This is a genomic window from Hymenobacter sp. FMD4, from assembly GCF_058932745.1.
Genome location: NZ_JBZYWH010000013.1, coordinates 81,325 through 98,359, shown reverse-complemented (window position 1 = coordinate 98,359; position 17,035 = coordinate 81,325). Strand labels below are relative to the sequence as shown.

The following is a 17,035-nucleotide window of genomic DNA, read 5'->3' as shown; positions in this document are numbered from 1 at the left end:
GAATAGACCTACTACTTTTGCGCTCCATTTACCGCTACCTCCATGCTGCAATCCATGACCGGCTACGGCGTCGCCCATCGCGAAACCGAGCAATATACCGTTGTTGTCGAAATCAAGTCCTTGAATTCAAAGGGGTTGGATCTTGGGCTGCGGATGCCTCGCTCCCTGGTAGCACACGAGTTGGAACTGCGCAACCTGTTGAACCGACAACTGATTCGCGGTAAGGTTAACGTCAGCATTGATATTAACCGGCCGGCAGCCACCCGTTCCCGCGCCACCCTTAATCGAGAAGCTCTTGCTGCCGCTTACCAAGAACTGCAAGCCGCTGCCCAAGAGTTAGGCGCCGAACCGCATAACTTAATGGAGCTGGCCCTGCGGCTTCCAGGCGTAGTGCAGTCGCCCACCGAAGCTGCTACCCCTTCAGAAGAAGAGTTGGCCCTGACCTGGGATGATCTGCTGCCGCTAGTACAAGAAGCCATCGACCGTGCGCTGGATTTCCGACGCACCGAAGGACAAACCCTCACTAACGAAATTCTGGGTTACATCGACCGCATTCGTATCCTGCTGGCCGACGTGGAACGCCACGACCCCATGCGACTGGAGAATGTGCGCCGCCGTATGAACGAAGGGTTGGGTGAAATAGCTCAAAGCGACCAGTTCAATCCCAGCCGATTCGAGCAGGAGCTACTATATTATATAGAGAAGCTAGACATCGCCGAGGAGAAAGTTCGGTTGGTCAGCCATCTGCATTACTTTACCGAAACGGTACACCTACCCGAGCCCACCGGTAAAAAGCTGGCCTTTATTTCGCAGGAAATAGGTCGGGAAATTAATACCATCGGCTCCAAAGCCAATGACTCAACCATCCAACACTTGGTGGTAGGAATGAAGGAAGAGCTCGAAAAAATCAAGGAACAGCTCAATAACATTCTCTAAGTCCTAACACTTGTTTGGTTGGCTACAAAAAGGCCAATTGAATAATTTTTATACATAGAAGTAAAACTGTTTTCAAATGCCTTTCGTATCTTCCGTAAGCTCAACAGGAAGGTTACGGTTGCATGAAAGTGCTGCTACAGGCCTATAAAGCAGGATTTGCGTCCTTAAAGAGCTGCCACAGGCTTTGGACAAAATTATTTTTGTATAAAGTTCTTGTGCGGCCAGCTTTTCTTCCTAAATTGTGTTATCCAAACAGAGTGCACTGCTCTGTACGGTAATATACCCAGAAAGAATTTTCACCTTTTTTCGGTCATAATCATGAAGAAAGTTCTACTCGCCCCGTTGCTCTGCTTGGCAGTGCTGCTTATGGCCGCTCGGCCCTTCGCCGAAGTGGAGCTGATCAAGAAGCGCGTTCTTAGCGAACGTGTGGAAATCCTGATTCCGAAAGGATTTGAGGTGATGAGCGAGCAGCAGATGGATTTCCTGTATGCTAAGGCTCAAAGCCGTCCGAGCGTCATCTACACTAACACGTCGCACGCCAGCCTGTCTTTCTCTTACACCGATAATACGGCGGATCAGGACATGGTTAGCATGTACGCTACTAACTTCATGAAGACGTACCGGAAGCAATACTCCGATGCTACGTTCTTCGCCGACGGCGTCAAAGAAATTAACGGCCGTAAAGTTGGTTTCATCGAAATGTTGAAGCCCGAACTGGGCCACCAGGTTTACCAGTTGATCTTCTTCACTGACGTGGAAGGGCGCCTGCTGATGTGCACCTTCTCCTGCCCCGACCGTCAGAAGCCGGAGTGGGAATCGGTAGCTAAGCAAGTAATGGGCTCTTTGCGCAGCAACAGCTAAACAGCGCGGTTTATCCCGCTGTTTTTCTATCATCCCGGAATTGTCTGAATCCACCCAGACGATTTCGGGATGATTGCTTTTTACCAAGGACGTAAAGTCAGGTCGATTATTGCCTAGCTAAACGTCATTGTGTGATAATAATACGGTTGTACTATAGCAAGCTAATCAGCCCTTTTGGTTAATAGCTGAAAGTAATCTGCTATCAATCCAAACATGCCGCTGAAACCAGTCAGAGGTAAAGTGGCTGCCCTGTCATGCACATCGTGGTAGTGGGTGGGGGTGCCACGTAAGTAGATGAAGAAGGCAGGCACGCCAGCTTCGGAGAAAGGATAATGGTCAGAGTTGGCAGCACGGCCGCGAGGGGCTAGCTCGGGCAAATAATGATGCTGCTCATTTACATGTACTAATTGCCGATACTCCGATTCGTGCAGTCGGGCATTTACAACCGTAGCGCCGGATTGGCCGGTCCCTTCCAAGTCAAGATTGATAAGGAAACGGATGCGCTCTAGTGGTAACAGAGGGTGCTCCACGAAATAACGCGAGCCAATGAGCCCTGCTTCTTCAGCACTGAAAGCGAGAAACGCAATCGAGTAGCGCGGTTGGTTTTCGGGGCGTGCATAGTGAGCGGCTAATTCCAGGAGTAGAGAGGTGCCACTGGCATTATCATTGGCTCCAGGAAAATAGGTTCGGCGGCCCATGCGGCCCAAGTGGTCGTAGTGCGCCGTAATTACTAGGAAAGAATCAGGCTGAGCACTGCCGCGTATGAACCCCACTACGTTCTGAGTAGTATAAGCGCGCTGCAACGTTGCATCGACCTTGATGCGGACCGTAGGAGGGGGAGCAGCAGGCCACCGCTCAGCCAGCACCTGCAAGCGAACCTGCTGATGTTGTTGTTGCGCTACCGAAGCAGTGAGTTTACCGGACACCAAGGTAATGCGCACTGCCGCTTGGTTTACCGCCTGTTCAAAGGCTGCGGGAAGGTTGCGCAAGCGTTCAGCGTCGCGCTGATGCATAACTATGATGCGACCCGTAAGCGAGTTTGACAGGAAACGCTGGCCGGCAGCCTCGTTGGTGAAAATTAGCGAGTCGAGGTAAACGGGTGCGCCGTTCAAATTACCCGGGCCGGAACCGGGTTCTGCTATATAATCTTCGCCAGGGCGCAGCTTTTGCTTATGAGCCCATAGGTCAAGCTTGCCAGGAAACGTGTTTACGTCTAACTGGAAAGATTGAAAATAATTGGGCGCGAGGGGCTGTAACTGCAACTGCCGGAACCGCTTACGAATAAAGTCGGCTGCTTTCCGCTCTCCTTGGCGGACGTAGCCGCGCCCATGCATGCGAGGGCCGGCAAGTTGCTCAATGGTGCTTCGGGCCCGGGTCATATCCTGCCCTGTACCCGGTGAGCCGTAACCCACACCCACCGCGCAGATCAGGCAAGCAGCAACGCTTGTGTAGCTCCGGCGCGGCATCAATCAAAAAGTGCTTGGGGCAGGTACATCCCACCAGCGCTGGGTGAGACGCATAAAGCCAACGCCCGCCACCGCGCCGATGGAGTCGCTGAGCACATCGGTCCAATCGCCCATGCGGCCTAACTCCATTGAACTTTGAATAAGCTCGATGGCGGCACCCAGGGCCAGGCAGATCAGCAGCGTCCACAGGAAAGCCCGGCGGTAGAGGCTTGGGAAAAGCCGCTGCCGCCGGGCTAACAGTATGTAGAGCACCGCCGTCACCACGAACATACCGGCGTGGGCGGCCGTGTCAAATGCAAACAGTTCCCAGTGGGGGAGGGGCGGTAGCTGATCCAGGGGGCTCAGCGTACCCCAGAGCATGAAGGCCGTCCAGGCGGCGGCCAGCAGCGGCCAGACCCGATTGCCAGCCAAAAAGGTGGACCGTAGGATCTTAGCCAAACCCTCTGCTTAAGCGCCTACCAATTCGCCGTAAGCCTCAGCCGACAGCAGGGCTTCCAGCTCCGACGGATCTTGGATGGACATCTTGATCATCCAACCGTCGCCGTAGGGGTCCGAGTTTACGGATTCGGGGGCATCGGTCAGCTTGGGATTTACTTCCAGCACCGTGCCGGTGATGGGGCTGAACAGGTCCGAAACCGTCTTAACGGCTTCTACCGTGCCAAATACTTCGTCCCGGCTTACTTCCTTATCAGCAGAGTCAATGTCTACATACACGATGTCACCGAGTTCCTTCTGGGCAAAATCGGTGATGCCTACGTAGGCCACATCGCCTTCGATGCGAATCCACTCGTGCTCTTTGGTGTACTTCAGGGTGCTGGGCAGGTTCATAAGAGGCTAAAACAGGATTGGGATGAAAAGCCGCGGTGCGGCGGTCAAAGGTAAGGCAAAAGAGGAATGGATAAATGGCCGAATGGCTAAATGGTCAGTGGTTCCGCTGACGGAACAACCAACCCTCTAGCCATTCGGCCATTTCAACTAGTTCAGCAGCTATTGCGACAGGCTGTAGCGCAACTGGACGCCGCCTTCGGTTGCGGCATTCTTGAAGGAGTTGCTCACCCGCGGCTGCGACACATTGCGGGTGAAGTAGAACTGCAGGTTCAGGCGCTGATTCACCACGTAGTCCACCGTGGGGCGCAGTTGGTACTGGCGGTTGCCGTTGGTTACCTGCTGTTCGGGCCGGCCCGGTTCGGCCCCGTTCGGATTGCGCCGCGTTGGAGCCACGGCATCTACAATGCTCCGCTGAATGGTGATGTTGTCGCGGATGGAAAGGTCCAGGCGGGCGTTCAGCTCGTTGCGCAGGATGCGCTGCTCACCTCCAATGCGGAACGGAATGCGGAACCGGTTGGTGGTGTAGCCCAGACCGATGGTAATGGTCTTATTGCGTAGCTCGGTCACTTGGGCATTGGTGGCGTTCAGTGCCAAGCTACGGTCGAGGCCATAGTCGAGGCGGCCGTTGACTTTCTCCAGGGTCTGGAAATTGATGCCAACCAGCGGCGCGAGGCGTTCAGTGATGACCACTTGGTTGGCCACGTAGTACGGAATGTACAGCTTGTCTCGGTTGGTGACGGTTGCCAAGCCCTCCGGTTCTTCCTTATACAAGGTTGAAGTAGTGTAACCCAAGATCTGATACTCCGACGAATAGGAATGAGTAATTGCCACCGAGCGCAGGTACCGCTGCACAAAAGGAACGTTAGAAAGGCCATTGTAATCGATCCGCCAGTTGGGCAGCGGTATCCGCACTGGGCGAAATGGATTGAAGCTTTTAGCCTTGTAATTAGCTGAAGACCGACCGCGGTAAGCATCGAGGAAAGCCGGAATTAGCACATCCTGCGAGTTATAACCGTAAAGGCCGCCGGTAGTGTCTCCTTGTCTATCAATCAACGGGTTGGCTGCCTGCAACCGGTCACGGATGGGAATTCGGTTGTTGACAAAGCGTTCAAAAGCCGCAGAGGTATTGTTGCGGCGCAAGTCGCCAAACAGCGTTTGCAGCGAGAAGAACGATGTACTAAACGAACCGGAGCCTAAGGGCAGCGACGGAGCCATTACGAAGGTGCCCGTCAGCGGATCGACGATGGGCTGCAGGCTAAAGGTGTCCACTGCTGCCCGGTAGAACACCTCGCGGTTACGCACTTGCTGGCGCCGGGCATCAAGCTGAATATTGAAGTCGCGGAAAGGCTCTAGCGCAGTGCGAATATTCAGGTTGGTCGTTTGGAGCGAGCTAAGCGGAGTGTTCAGTAAGTCGCTGCGCTCTGTGTACCAGCCGCGCGCATTGGCGCGGTTGTACAGATTGTTCAGATCAGACTGCTGGCCCAGGATGAAGGGTACACCTGGAGCTGAGAAGTCGCTGTTCAGGCCGAAGAAGCGCGTACCTGGCAGGTAGCCCGGCAGCAAGGTGCCCGAAGTTTGAGTGTAAGTGAAGTTAAGCGAGCGAGCCGTCATCAAGGAGCGCAGCACGGCTTTGAGCGCCCGCAATTCGGGACCCTTTGCGGTATCGGTGGCAGCATTAGCAGTGGCCGCACCAGCGGCTTGGCCCTTGCGGCCCTCGGCTTCGTTGCCGCGGCGCAGGCGGTCAAACTCGCTGCCACCCTGACCTTTCTGGCCCGGCGGGGGAGCGTTGTTGATAATGTTCAGGAAGCGAACCTTGTTGTATAGCTTCACCAGGTCGATACGGCCGTTGGCACTCATTTCCTGGCTGTTCTGGATGGTATTACCAATGTTGACAAACTCCGTTTCCTCGCCGCCCGGCTGGGGATTCAGAACAGGTGCCTGAATAGCTGTGGACGCCGCCTGCCAGCTATAGTTGGCAGCGTAACGCGTATCGGCCGACAGCCAGTCGGTGAGCGGGAACTTGTCGAGCGGCAGTCGGTAGGTCAGTGCTACGGTCTGGTTGAAGTTGGTGGTACGGCCACCACGCTGCAGGTTGCGCTGCAGCAGGTCACGGTTGATTTCCGCTCGCGGGTCGTTGGTGGCTACCGTTGGGCCCTTGGTTGGGCCTTCGCCTTCGTCTACGCTGCTGCGGTTGGTGGCGGTATAGTCAAGGATCAGGCTCTTCGTCAGGTCCCACTTCAGGTCGTAGATGCGGTTGATGAAGAAGCTCTTCTGGAATACACCTGGAATGCCATCGGTAGAAGGCACCTGGCCGGGAAGCAGCGTGCGTTGCAGGAACCGCTCGTTGTAACGGCGGTCCAGATCGGCCCGGAAAGCGAAGCGCGACGGCAAGGGCGTGAAGTTCAGCTCCTGCAGGAACTTGAGGTACGGCGAGTTCAGCGCCTGCATCTTGCTCAGCGGCGCGAACGACTTAGGCGTGGGCTGGTAGGTATAAGCCAGCGCGCCGGTGTAGGTGCGGGTGAAGTCGCGGTCGGTACGGATGTCGGTGTGCAGCCGATCGGTAAGCGAGTAACTCAGGGCGAGGTTCTCCACATCATAAGGCCGCACGGGGCGCTCGGTGTTGGTGCGTTCCTTGCGCACGTTGAGCAGGCTGATGGAGCGGCTGCGCGTCTGGTCGGTTACTTCGCGGCGGTACGCGGCGCGGTCGGCTTCCGAGGCAAACTTCTGTAGCGACTGGCTGAGCTCGGTATCTGGGTCGAGGGGGTCGTACTTAGGCGAGCGGCTTTCGTGGCCGGCTTGCAGCAACACCGGCACGCGCAGGCCGAGCTTCTCGGGCAGGAACTTTTCCACCGCCACGGCGGCGTTGACGTCGCCGCGGGCGATGTTGTCCAAAGAACGTTGCGACGGCCGGTCCTGCAGGGCGCCGAAGCCAACCGAGGTAAAGCTGCCAGTGGCGGTGATGTTGGCCACGTCGGCCAGGCGCGTGTTGAAGCGGGCAGTGGCGGCCCAACCGGCGGTCTGGTCAAAGTCCTGCACGCGCAGTTCATCGGCCCAGAGGCACAAGGACTGATCCGGACCCTGGCCGTTGTCCGAAGGGTTCTGGATACCGATCATCAGACCTTGCAGGGTGCTCAGGTCGGGGTTGCCCAGAATGGTAATGGTGGCGTTGACTACGCGGCCGTCGCGTAACGTAACGGGATAATTCTCAGAGTAGGGTACTAGTAGGCTGGAACCGTTTTGGTTGCGGCGGGCCTTCGCATCGATGAAAGCCTGCAGGGGAACATCCAAGCGGTTTTGCTCGGGCCAGATTTCTTCGGCTGTGTTGGCGCCTTGGCGGGTGATTACCAGCGGCAGCGTGTATTGGTAGAAGTTCTGGGTGTAGTCGGTGCCGAAGCGAACGAAGGCCTGGGTCTGGCCATCCTGCAGGTTGCGGTTTTCGCTTTCGGCGTGCAAGAACAGCTTCAGGCGCTTGTAACGCAGCAGGTCTAAGCTGACGTTTTTGTAAGCTGCTTTGGCGTAGCCGTCTTTCAAGCCTTCCACGCATAGGCGCAAGGACTGCTCGTTTTGTTGGCGGTTGACGGTGCTGGAACCGTATTCCCGGTCGCGCTGGATACCAGGGGGCGTTACGTAGCGAATGCCACCATTGGCGCTATTGGTGGCGCCGTTTTCCTCCACGCCCACCGTAGAAATGGCAAAGGCGTCAGCGTCGTTGGTCACGTTGATGGGCTGGCCGCTGTTGGGCTGGGCAATAACGCCCAGGTAACGGCGCCACTGGTTGGCCACAAACTGGAATTGCACCATGCGCAGCACCACCGGTTCTTCCCAGCCTGTGAGGTACATGCGCATAAAGCGAATCGATTTGAAGCCAAACTCAGTGGGGGAGCCTTGAATGCCGGTGTACTGGCGAATAGGAATTCGGAACTGGTACCACGATACCTCGTCGCCGTTCAAGGTGTTGGTTACCTTGTCCACGATGAAGTTTTCGCCTACGCGCAGGTCGCCCGGCTGCAGCGGCACGCGGTACTCGTAGTAGCGTTCCGTGTCGTTGATGACGTTGTCGCGGTTCAGGTCTTCCTTGTCGGGGAAGGCGGTAGAGCTCTGCGTACCATCGGTGCGCGAGTTGCCTTCCATGCCGTTGAAGTTTTTGTAGCGGCCCAGGATTTTGACGTCGTTCTGATCGTACACCTGATCTAGGTGATGACGGAAGTCGTCGGCCGAGGGGTCTTCGAGGTTGGCGTAGCCGGGGATGCTGTTAAAGAAGCTCTGTTCCTCGGTGCTGGTGAAACCATCGAGGCCGATGTCCTGGCGGGTACGGCCACCGGGCGCAGTAGAGAAGGCATCGGTGAGGAACTGCAGGCGCGTAGCCCGTCCCCAGGGGGTCTGCTGCACGTTGTTGGCGGCGGCGGGGTCGTCCGTATCGGGCAAGCCGTTTTCGAACTGGTACGTGCCGTCCTTCAGCAGGTCTTCCGATACCGAACCAAGATTGAAGTACAACTCACCACCGGTAGTGTTTGACTTAGGCGGGTTTTCGGAGTCGTCCACGTTTCCGTTGGCACTTTGAATGAAGGGGTCCATCATCCAAAACTCCAGATACTCCACATTGGCGTTGTCGAAGTCCGTGTCGAAAGTGATTTCGCGCGAGATGCCGCCGTAGTTGCGCTTCGGGTCACCCAAGAGCTTGCGTCCGTTCGTGCCGGGCTGCAGGTTTGGGTTGTAGTTGTACTGACCACGTTCTTGAGGGAAGTAAGCCAGATCAAAGGTGTTTTCATAAGTATTGCCCAAGGCGCCGTTGTCGCGGTTGGGGAATACTTCGGAGCGCGCCACACCACGGGTATAGTGGTTGCGCAGTACCTCGGTGGTGATATTGCTAGGCTTGGAGCGGCCGTTGGTGAAGTAGGTCTGGTCGATGGTGTACCAGGCCAGCTTGGCACGGCGATACGAATAAGCCAGACCCTGCTGGCTCCCGCCCAAGGGAAGTGGCGTGGAACCCAGGCGCCAAGTAGAGGTAGAGTTCAGGCCGCCCAGGGTAAAGGGTGTACGGGCATTCTCGAAGTCATCGAGGTAGGAAGCGCCATCTTCGCCGCGGCCTAGCTTGGACTGACCCGGCACAAACTGCGCAAACTCGCCGCTAAAAGCCACCGACGACGGGGCCTTGGTGTTCACGAAGGGCAGCATGTCGAGGTACTTCGTGAGCACCCGCGACTCGCGGCGCAGGTTCACGTCAAGGCCGTACACGGTGTTGTTGCTGGGTTCTTCGCCCAGGTTCACGCGGTTGATGCCGGGGGCCTGGTTTTCCAGCAAGTGCAGCACCGTGCCGCCTAAGTTTAGGTCGTCCGAGACTTTGTAGTCGAAACGGGCGCCGAGCATCTTGCGCGGCAGCACCTGCACCACGGCGTCGCGCTCAAACTGCACGCGCAACTCGTTGGCCGAGTTCAGGTAGCTCGGGTTGAGCACCTTCACTTTGGCCTGGTCGTAGAACACCTGGTAATCGACGCCTTCTTGTAGCAACGTAGAGCCCGAGTACACCCGCACCGAGCCCTCTGGAATGCGGATGCCTGGCAGTGTAATCTCGTCGGTAGCGGTGGCGGCGTAGCGGCCTTTCAGGAAGAATTTGTCTTTCTCCTGCCGTTGCTGCGCGTCGCTTTGCACCTGCGTGTACAGCTCCTGGTACACGTACTGGCGAATCCGGTCCTGCTCGGTGGCTGGGTTAAACTGCGTTTGGAGGTAACTGCCGAAAGGCTCAACCACCGGGAAGATAATCTTGCCCAGTTCCGGGTCGATGGTTATGCCCGGCAAAAAGTCAAAGTTGCCGTCGGCCGGTCGGTCGTTGTTGGGGTTGACGTTGTCCAGGTTCAGCACCTGCGTCAGCGGGATATTGGCAATCCGCTCGCCTTCCTTCAGCGACAACAAATCGACCCCGGTGGCGTCGTCCTTGTACACGATATCGAGGCGAAACTGGTCGCGGCTGAGCTGCGAGGCGTTCAACGAGTAGATGTTTTTCATCATCAGGTCGAACACCGGCAGGTTACCGGTCAGCAGGCGCGGGTTACCGGTGTTTCCGGGACCGGGCAGGTTCACTGTCGGCTCAGTTCTATTTACCAGGCCCACACCGGGGTTGGTGGCACGCAGCAGTTTCAGGAAGATGGCCCCATCATCGGACACGTTGGCATAGTCGTCGGCCAGTTCCCCGATCTTATAGGTCTGACCGTTGAAGATGTACTCGCACGATATGGCCAGCACCTGCTCCGGCAGCAGTGGCGTGTTCAGCGACACGTAGCCCAGCTGCGGATTGAAGGTGTACTCGCGTGGGTCGAGCTTGCGCGAACGAACTAACTCGTAGTCGATGGTCTTGGTCAGGCCAGCGCTAGTCTGCAAATAGTTATCTACAGTTTGCAGGTCGCGGCTACCGGAGCGAAGCGCAGTTTGCAGCGCGTCGTTGGCGTCGTTCGAGGCCGGGAAATTGGCGCGAGTGGGGCGGATGAACGTGTTGCGGTACAGGAAACGGTTAGGCTCGGCCAAATCCTGCAGCGCCACCACGTTACGCAGCGTTTCGGTGGTGCGGTTGTCGTTGGTGATGTACACCTCCAGGCGGCGGATTTCGACGCCGCTCTGCACGGTAGGCAAGTTGCGTAAGGCCGCGTCGTACCGGTCGCGGAAGAATTGCGACAGAAAGAAGTGCCGGTTGGCCTCGTACTGCGACGCCTTGATTTCGAAGTTGCGGCTCTGGGCCCCGTTTTGCACCCGCACCTCGTCGGCCGTACCGCGTAGCTGAGCGGCTACGCCGGTTACGCTCAAGCGGCCAAACTGTAGCTGCGTTTTGATGCCGAATAGGTTTTGCCCGCCTTGTACCAGGGAGTTGTTCAGCGGCAACGACACGTTGCCCATCTCCACCTTGCGGATGATGTCTGTATCGTAACCCGTGAAGTCGGCCTTGATCTGGTTTTCGAAGTCGAACGCTGCGCGGGTGTCGTAATTGAATAGGATGCGCAGCTTGTCCCCAATCTGACCAGTCAGGTTCAGGTTGAAATTTTGCTGGAAGTTGAAGTCGCCGTTGGTGCGCTGACGCAGCGTCAGGGCCGGGTTGTCGTTGAAGTTCTGACGCCAGCCCAGCGCAATGGTCGCCGAGCCATTGGGTCGAATGTCGATAAACTCCCCCCCAAAGATGCGGCCCATGCCCGGGGCCATGTAAATCTTGGGAATCAGGCGCTTGGCCGCCGTTTCGTTGCCGGTAGCGCCCGCCACCCCACCGTCGGATTTGGTGCGGAAGTAGTTGCGGATGGCTTGCTGCTGCTGCAGGCGTTGGTACTCGGTGTACGACAGCCGGGCTGGGTCGCGAAAACTGATGTCGTCGCCAACTGTTTCCTCAATGTCCACGTAATCAAGGCTGTCGCTCACCGTTACCTTTGGTTTTACGTTGGTAGGCAACGGCAACACCAAGGGCGAACGGCGTCGCCGATCGGACAGGAAGTTTCCCTGCCGGTCGCGCGGAGCCACCTTGGGACGACGGCTGGTGCGGTAGCGCGCCGTGTCGCCCGCCACAGGGCGTGTGGTATCAGGCGGCGCGAGCAGCGGGCTGTAGCGGGGCGTCTGGAGCCAGCTCCAAAGCTGAGCAAAGGCAAACTGTCGGCCGCCGGCCGGTTCGGCCTGCGTCCACCAAGTCAGCAGCGATGCTACAACGACGGAGGAAAGGGTAGTGAGGGACTTAGTACCGGTGGTCAAGCAAACGCGAAACAAAAGGGCCCGAAGGCCCGCGGAAACTTAATTTGACTTAAGAGCAAATTTAATTAATTCCTCGACGCTCAGCTCGTTGCCGTGTTTTTGCTGGATCTGATCCAGAGTTTTTTCGGCAGCGGCTCGCGCGAAGCCCAAGGTCACTAGCGCGGCTAACGCTTCCGAGCGATTCGTATTGTGTTGCTTGGCCAAGGGTACCGTTTCTACGCCCGCTTTGGCCAATAATTCATCTTTGCGTAACCGGTCGCGCAGGTCCAGTACGATGCGCTGAGCCGTTTTGGGCCCCACACCTTTGATGGCCTGGATGGAGCGCACATCCTCCTGGATGATGGCCTGCCGAATCTCGCCCACCGACATGGACGATACAATCACGATGCCCGTGCCCGGCCCAATGCCCGATACCGAAATCAGGTGCATGAACAGCGCTTTCTCGTTTGGATCGAGGAAGCCGTACAGCGCCTGCGCGTCTTCCTTGACGTGGTGGTAGGTATAAATCTTGGCCTTTTCGTCTTCGGCCGGCAGTTTGGAGTACGTAGCCAGCGAAATCTTTACTTCGTAGCCCACGCCTTGCACATCCATGATGGCCATGGTGGGATCTTTGTAAGCCAGTTTACCGTCGAGGTAGGCAATCATGGGTTTGCTAAAGAAGTTAGGAGGAGGAAGTGCAGGCCAAACAGGCTACGCTTCCAGGAAAGCATGATAATCGCAACACAAAGGGCAGGGCAGGAATTCCACGCCCTGCGCCTTTGATGGTTGCTAATTTACTTGGAGTAAGCAGCTAAAAAAATCTTGCTCCTGCCTCCTTGCTTCTCCGCTACAACGGATGATTGTAGGTCTGCGCATCTACCACCGCAATGGCCGTCATGTTTACGATGTCGCGAACCGTTGCACCAAGCTGCAGGATGTGCACCGGCTTGCGCATGCCCATCAGCACCGGCCCGATTACTTCCGCACCGCCGATTTCCTGCAGCACCTTGTAAGCGATGTTGCCGGAGGTCAAGCCCGGGAAAATCAGGGTGTTAGCACCTCTCTCGGCTAGCTCGCTGAAGGGGTAATGCTCGCGTAGGAGTTGTGTGCTCAGGGCCGTATTGGCCTGCATCTCGCCGTCGAGAATCAGATCGGGGAAGCGGCGCTTGGCCATTTCGGTGGCGCGGCGCATCTTGTCCGGCAGCGGGCCCACGTTGGAGCCGAAGTTGGAGTAACTCAACAGCGCGATGCGCGGCTCGGTATCGAAAAAGCGCACGGCTCGGGCCGTAAGGCCCACGATATCCACCAACTGCTCAGCCGTAGGGTCGATGTTAACCGTGGTGTCGGAGAAGAAGAACGGGCCTTTCTTATGCAGCACGATGTACATGCCGGCAGCCCGTTGCACGCCTTCTTCCACCCCGATAATCTGCAGGGCAGGCAAGATGCTTTTGCCATAGTCCTTGGTTAAGCCGGTGATGTACGCATCGGCTTCGCCTTGGTCCAGCATCATGGCACCGAAGTAATTCCGCTCGCGCAGCAGACGCTTGCCTTCGTACAGGGTCATGCCCTTGCGCTGCCGCTTGCGAAACAGCAGCTCCGCGTATTCATGGCGCTTGGCTTCGTCCTGCAGAATGTCGATGATTTCGCAGCCTTCCAGATCCAGCGAATTGGCGCGGGCAATCTGCTCGATTTTCTCGCGGTTGCCGAGCAGAATCGGAATGGCCACGCCCTCGTCGTGTACGATCTGGGCAGCCTTGAGGACTTTGTAGTTGTCGGCCTCGGGGTACACCACACGCTTCGGGGCCGAGCGGGCCCGCGAGGTGATGCGGTTCATCAACTTCTGGTTGACACCCAGGCGGGAGCGGAGTTCGTCTTCGTAGCCGTTCCAATCCGTGATGATGTGGCGGGCTACGCCACTCTCGATGGCAGCTTTGGCTACGGCCGGCGAAATGGCCGTGATGAGGCGCGGGTCCAGCGGCTTCGGTATCAGGTAGGTGCGGCCAAAGCTCAGCGTATTGTCGCCGTAAGCCTTGTTTACCATCTCGGGCACCGGCTCTTTGGCTAGCTCAGTTAATGCGCGCACGGCGGCCAACTTCATGGCCTCGTTGATTTCGGTGGCACGCACGTCAAGCGCCCCGCGAAAGATGTAGGGGAAGCCCAGTACGTTGTTGACCTGGTTCGGATGGTCGGAGCGGCCCGTGGCCATGATGATGTCCTCGCGCGTGGCCATGGCCACTTCGTACACGATTTCCGGGTCAGGGTTGGCCAGCGCAAACACGATAGGGTCCTTTGCCATCTTGAGCAGCAGCTCGGGCGCCAACACGTTGGCAGCCGAAAGGCCCAGGAAGAAATCGGCCCCTTCCATGGCCTCGGCCAGAGTGCTGATGGGGCGCGTGGTGGCAAACTGCATCTGCAGCTCGGCCAAGTTGGTGCGCTCAGGCGTAATGATGCCGTCCTTATCAAACACCACCACGTTTTCGCGCTTCAAGCCCAGCTCCAGATAGAGGCGCAGGCAGCTGATGGCTGCGGCGCCGGCGCCGCTCACCACCACCTTGATTTCGTCAATCTTCTTGCCGACCAACTCCAAGCCGCTGAGCAATGCCGCGGCTGAGATAATGGCTGTGCCGTGCTGATCGTCGTGCATCAGCGGGATATTCATCTTCTCGCGCAGCTCCGTTTCGATGCGGAAGCACTCGGGCGCCTTGATGTCTTCCAAGTTGATACCGCCGAAAGTGGGCTCCAGTGCCTTCACGATGCGGATGAACTCGTCGGGGTCGTTGGCGTCGATTTCAATGTCGAAGCAGTCGATGCCGGCGAACTTCTTGAATAGTACGCCTTTGCCCTCCATGACGGGCTTGGAGGCGGCGGGACCGATGTTGCCGAGGCCCAATACGGCGGTGCCATTGCTGATAACGGCTACGAGGTTGCCCTTGGCGGTGTATTTATAGACGTCGTCGGGGTTGGCGGCAATTTCCTTGCACGGTTCGGCGACACCCGGCGAGTAGGCCAGGGCTAGGTCGAGCTGGGTGCTGACGGGCTTGGTGGGCACCACTTCGATTTTCCCAGCGGGGTTCTGTTCGTGGTAGTTGAGCGCGTCTTCCTTATTTATTTTCAGCATAGGTGAGCAGGTGCAAAAACAATGGGGCACCGCCCGCTGAAGGCGGCACCGTTAAGCAAGTTGGCGCGAAATTAAGCGGAATCAAAGCTCCGGCAGTTCAGACTGAGCCCTAGGTCTTTGGCTGCAGTATGCTTCTCGGCTACTGAAAGCCGGCTGAGGTTACTGCACTTATATGATATCCAATAAGATCAATGTACGCGGAGAGTCATATACTCTTTTGATTGGTGTAATGTACTTATATACAAGCATTTAATGATTGTTTGCTTGGCTGGGAAGGCCTTAAGTCCACCCTGGTTTTCTTCGTGCTCATTCATGTCGCACTTGCTGCCTCGGCTACTTTCAGCCAGAGCAAGTAAGCCACCATGAAAAGAGCACAGGACAAAGTCGTAGTAATAACCGGCGGCGCCAACGGCATCGGCCGCGTAGCCAGCCACCGTTTTGCGGCCGAAGGCGCTACGGTCGTTATCTGGGACATCAACCAGGAAAAGGCCGAAGCTACTCGCCGTGAGATAGAAGCCGCCGGTGGCCGGGCCGAGGCCCAGGTAGTCAATACCACCGACCCAGAGCAGGTGGAGGCCGCCGCCGAAGCCGTGCGCCAGAAGTACGGCCGCATCGATGTGCTGATCAACAATGCCGGCATCACCCGCGACGCTACCTTGAAAAAGATGACGCTGCAGAGCTGGCAGCAGGTACTCGATGTGAACCTCACGGGCGTATTCAACTGCACCAAGGCCGTGACGCCGCATATGGAAGCCCAGCAGGCGGGCCGCATCATCAACACAGCCTCGGTGGTGGGGCTGTACGGCAACTTCGGCCAAGCCAATTACGCCGCTACCAAAGCCGGCCTGATCGGGCTAACCAAGACGCTGGCCAAGGAGCTGGGCAAGTACAACATCACCGTAAATGCCGTAGCACCGGGCTTTATTGCCACCGACATGATCGGGACCATTCCCGAAAAGGTCATCGACATGATGAAGGAACGGACCCCGCTGAAGCGGCTAGGTACGCCGGAGGATATTGCCAACGCTTACCTGTTTCTGGCTTCGGACGAGGCTAGCTTCGTGAGCGGCACGGTGCTGAGCGTAGACGGAGCCGTAACCATCTGAGGGTATGGCACGCCGCGCAATCATTGCTTCTACGGGCGCCTACGCGCCGGACATGGAGGTATCCAACCTTTACTTCAATGAGTTGCTGGGGGAGGATGTGGACACTTGGCTGCAAGCCAATCTGAACATCCGGAACCGCCGCTGGTGCTCAGCCGAAGAATCGGTAGCCGACCTCTGCGAGCGGGCGGCTCTGACTGCCCTGGAACGGGCCGGTGTGAAGCCCACGCAACTGGACCTCATCATCGTGGCTACCGACACTCCCGAGTACGTGTCGCCTTCCACCTCGGCTATTCTGCAACACAGGTTGGGCGCTACCGGTGCGGGTACGTTTGACCTGAATTCGGCCTGCGCTGGCTTTGTGACGGCGCTGGACGTAGCCGCGAAGTACATTGTGGCTGATCCGCGCTACAACAACGTGCTGGTCATCGGTGGCTACGCCATGAGCAAGTACTTGGACGTGCACGACAAGAAAACCGCCACGCTCTTTGCCGATGGAGCCGGTGCCGTGCTGCTCAGCTCCGCCGAAGGCACCGACCGCGGCTTTCTGACTAGCTCCCTGCACACCGAAGGCCAGTATCACTCGTGGATGGGCATTTACGCCGGTGCTACGCGGCAGCCACTCACGGCTGAAGTGCTGGCCCAGAACGACCACAAACTGAAGTTCGTGCACAAGTTTCCGAAGGAGCTCAACCCGAAAATCTGGACGCAGATGGCCGAGGAAATGGCGCAAACCATCGGCGTTAGCCCCCCCGACGTGGACCACTACGTGCTGACGCAGCTCAACATCAACGGTATCTACGAGACGCTGGACCGCCTCGGAGTGCCCCGGGAGCGGGCACCCATCATCATGGAGCAGTACGGCTATACCGGCTCAGCCTGCATTCCGATGGCCCTAGACGACGCCGTAACGAAAGGTCAGATCAAGGAAAACGACTTGGTATTCCTGATAGGCTCCGGCGGCGGGCTGGCCTTTGCCGGGGCAGCGTTTCGGTTCTGACCCTTTTTCAGAACGATTCAATTCA

At 57.4% G+C, this 17,035-nt stretch carries 10 protein-coding genes; 4 read left to right on the top strand and 6 right to left on the bottom strand.

The window, feature by feature from the left end; genetic code table 11:
• Positions 1 to 42 precede the first annotated feature (42 nt).
• Both AC5FXY_RS13400 and AC5FXY_RS13395 read left to right on the top strand, forming a co-directional pair.
• Positions 43 to 936, top strand: a complete 894-nt coding sequence (locus AC5FXY_RS13400) for a YicC/YloC family endoribonuclease (protein ID WP_493557193.1) — start codon at positions 43 to 45, stop codon at positions 934 to 936.
• A gap of 318 nt (positions 937 to 1,254) precedes the next feature.
• Entirely contained in the window at positions 1,255 to 1,797 is a 543-nt protein-coding gene (locus AC5FXY_RS13395; protein WP_493557192.1) for a hypothetical protein, read from the top strand.
• Positions 1,798 to 1,958: 161 nt separating this feature from the next.
• Here the strand turns inward: AC5FXY_RS13395 and AC5FXY_RS13390 are convergent, their stop codons facing one another.
• The 6 genes from AC5FXY_RS13390 to AC5FXY_RS13365 all read right to left on the bottom strand — a co-directional run bounded on the left by AC5FXY_RS13390 (position 1,959) and on the right by AC5FXY_RS13365 (position 14,907).
• Complete coding sequence (locus tag AC5FXY_RS13390) at positions 1,959 to 2,909, bottom strand: M28 family metallopeptidase (RefSeq protein WP_493557191.1); 951 nt, start codon at positions 2,907 to 2,909, stop codon at positions 1,959 to 1,961.
• A 357-nt stretch (positions 2,910 to 3,266) separates the two neighbouring features.
• On the bottom strand, positions 3,267 to 3,701 hold the full coding sequence (locus AC5FXY_RS13385) for a VanZ family protein (protein ID WP_493557190.1): 435 nt from the start codon (positions 3,699 to 3,701) through the stop codon (positions 3,267 to 3,269).
• A gap of 9 nt (positions 3,702 to 3,710) precedes the next feature.
• Positions 3,711 to 4,091 carry a glycine cleavage system protein GcvH gene (gene gcvH, locus AC5FXY_RS13380; RefSeq protein ID WP_493557189.1) on the bottom strand — a complete coding sequence of 127 codons (381 nt, stop codon included), beginning with the start codon at positions 4,089 to 4,091 and terminating at the stop codon, positions 3,711 to 3,713.
• 159 nt (positions 4,092 to 4,250) lie between these two features.
• Complete coding sequence (sov, locus tag AC5FXY_RS13375; protein WP_493557188.1) at positions 4,251 to 11,810, bottom strand: T9SS outer membrane translocon Sov/SprA; 7,560 nt, start codon at positions 11,808 to 11,810, stop codon at positions 4,251 to 4,253.
• Positions 11,811 to 11,849: 39 nt separating this feature from the next.
• Positions 11,850 to 12,455, bottom strand: a complete 606-nt coding sequence (gene ruvA, locus AC5FXY_RS13370; RefSeq protein WP_493557187.1) for a Holliday junction branch migration protein RuvA — start codon at positions 12,453 to 12,455, stop codon at positions 11,850 to 11,852.
• 181 nt (positions 12,456 to 12,636) lie between these two features.
• A complete protein-coding gene (locus tag AC5FXY_RS13365) occupies positions 12,637 to 14,907 on the bottom strand; it encodes an NADP-dependent malic enzyme (protein WP_493557186.1) in 2,271 nt (756 codons plus the stop codon).
• 362 nt (positions 14,908 to 15,269) lie between these two features.
• Between AC5FXY_RS13365 and fabG the strand changes: the two genes are divergently transcribed.
• Positions 15,270 to 16,013, top strand: coding sequence for a 3-oxoacyl-ACP reductase FabG (gene fabG, locus AC5FXY_RS13360; RefSeq protein ID WP_493557185.1), 744 nt, complete (start codon positions 15,270 to 15,272; stop codon positions 16,011 to 16,013).
• Between the two features lie 4 nt (positions 16,014 to 16,017).
• Positions 16,018 to 17,010 (top strand): 3-oxoacyl-ACP synthase III family protein, encoded by a 993-nt coding sequence (locus AC5FXY_RS13355; RefSeq protein WP_493557184.1) that lies wholly within the window; start codon positions 16,018 to 16,020, stop codon positions 17,008 to 17,010.
• The last annotated feature ends 25 nt before the right edge of the window (positions 17,011 to 17,035 follow it).